The sequence below is a fragment of the Rahnella sp. P4_A8 genome, assembly GCF_056402435.1.
On record NZ_JBFUHK010000174.1, the window covers coordinates 1 to 2,141 of the forward strand.

Annotated in this window: 1 protein-coding gene; it reads left to right on the plus strand. The window is 55.8% G+C overall.

The annotated features are described in order from the left end of the window. On the plus strand, positions 1-2,141 hold a 2,141-nt coding region (locus AC1DUO_RS24310; RefSeq protein WP_477989156.1), incomplete at both ends, for a hemagglutinin repeat-containing protein.

The window sequence follows — 2,141 nt, forward strand, 5'->3', positions numbered from 1 at the left end:
ACCGTTGCAGAGGACTATGCCACCACAGAGAAAGCCTCACAGCTGAGTGGCAATAAAGTCTCCGTTGTCGCCGGGCAGGACCTGACGGTGAAAGGTTCGTCCGTGGTCGGTGACGGGGATGTGACGCTGAAAGCGGGGAAAGACCTCAGCATTACCGCCGCCACAGAGGAACAGTCCAGCTACCGGCTGAGTGAGACCAAAACCAGCGGCATGTTCAGCGGCGGCGGACTGGGCGTGACGTTCGGCAGCAAATCCTCGCGTCAGCAAATCAATCAGGACGGCACCACCCAGAGCCAGAGCAGCAGTGCCGTCGGCAGCACCGGTGGCAACGTGAATCTGATTGCCGGTGAACAGGCGCATATCGGTGGCTCGGATGTGATCGCTAAAAATGACGTCAACATCGTCGGCGGCTCGGTCACGGTTGACCCCGGCAATGACATGCTGACCCGCAAACAAATCTACGAGCAGAAACAAAGCGGCCTGACGGTGTCGCTGTCGAGCCCGGTGACGGATGCGCTGCTGATTATTGGTAAAGATATAAGCCAGTCGGGTGACTCCGGTGATAACCGGTTAAAAGCGTTGTATGGAATGGCTGCCGTCCAAGACGGGTGGGCTGCCGCACAAGATGGCAAGGTCGCCAGTCAGCTCGCAGCGTTAAAAAATGGGGATGTCAGTGCCAGTGTGACTCTCCAGGTCAATATCGGGGCCAGTAAAAGCAAGAACACATCCGAGCAGGTGAGTAACCAGGTCAGTGGCAGCACCGTCAGCGGCGGGCGTAATGTGGCGATTGTCGCAACCGGTGCCAACGGGCAGACCGGGGATGTCAGTATCACCGGCAGTGGCGTGACGGGGAATAAGGTCACGCTGGCCGCGCAGAATGATTTACTGCTTCAGGCTGCCAGCAATAACAACAAGCAAACCGGCAGCAACAGCGCCAGCGGCTGGAGTGCCGGTGCACATATTTCATTCGGTCAGGAAACCGGCATCGGTGTGCAGGCCAGCGGTTATATGGCGAAAGGCTCGGAAAAAGGCAATACCACAGATTATGTCAATACGCGTATCAACGGGCAGGATGCAGTCACCCTCAGCAGCGGCAACGACGCAACGCTGAGCGGTGCGCAGGTGATGGGCGACAAAATCACCGCCGATGTCGGGCGCAATCTGACCATTACCAGCCTGCAGGATATTGATGACTACGCCAGCAAGCAAAAGAGCGTCAGCGGAGGTTTCAGCTTTACCTTTGGCACCATGAATGGCTCAGCTTCCCTGAGCATGAATCAGTCGAAAATGAGCAGTGAATATGCCAGCGTGGGTGACCAGAGCGGGCTGTTTGCGGGTCATCAGGGTTATGACATCTATGTCGGCGACCATACGCAACTAAACGGCGCCGTGATTGCCTCGACCGCTAATGCGGCCAATAACAGTCTGAACACCGGGACGCTGGGCTGGACGGATATCCAGAATAAAGCAGATTACAAGGCCAGCAGTGTGGGGATTTCTGCCAGCGGATCGACGGCGGCTAAAACGGATGAAAACGGGAAGGTTATCCATGATAAAGAGGGCAAGACCGATCAGATAAATCAGATGATCCTGCCGATCCCGACGATGGCGATTAGCAGCGGTAATGCCAGTGGTACGACCCGCTCTGCTGTAGGTAACGGAACGATCACAGTACGTGATACCAGCCAGCAAACGCAGGATGTGGGTACGCTTAGCCGAAATACCGACGATGCCAATGGTCATATCGACAAGATTTTTGATAAGGACAAAATTCAGACCGATCAGCAGTTGACACAACTGGCTGAGCAGGTCATGCAACAAACGGCAAGCAATGTTTTAAACCAGTTGTCGGTCAATGCGAAAGACGATGCCGCGAAAAAACTGGCATCAGATGCTGCTTATCAGGCGGCTGATGCAGGCCAGAGGAAAAGCATGGAAGATGCTGCTTTTCTGGCGGTGGATCAGAAATACGGCATCGGCAGTCCGTACTGGACCGCAGCAACGGCTATCAGCGGAGCGCTTGCCGGGCTCACCGGTGGTGATATGGGACAGGCTCTGGCGGGCGGGCTGGCACCTTATCTGTCTCAGGAGGTAAAAAAAGTCACGGGGGACAGCGCTGTCGCTAACACCGTTGGGCATGC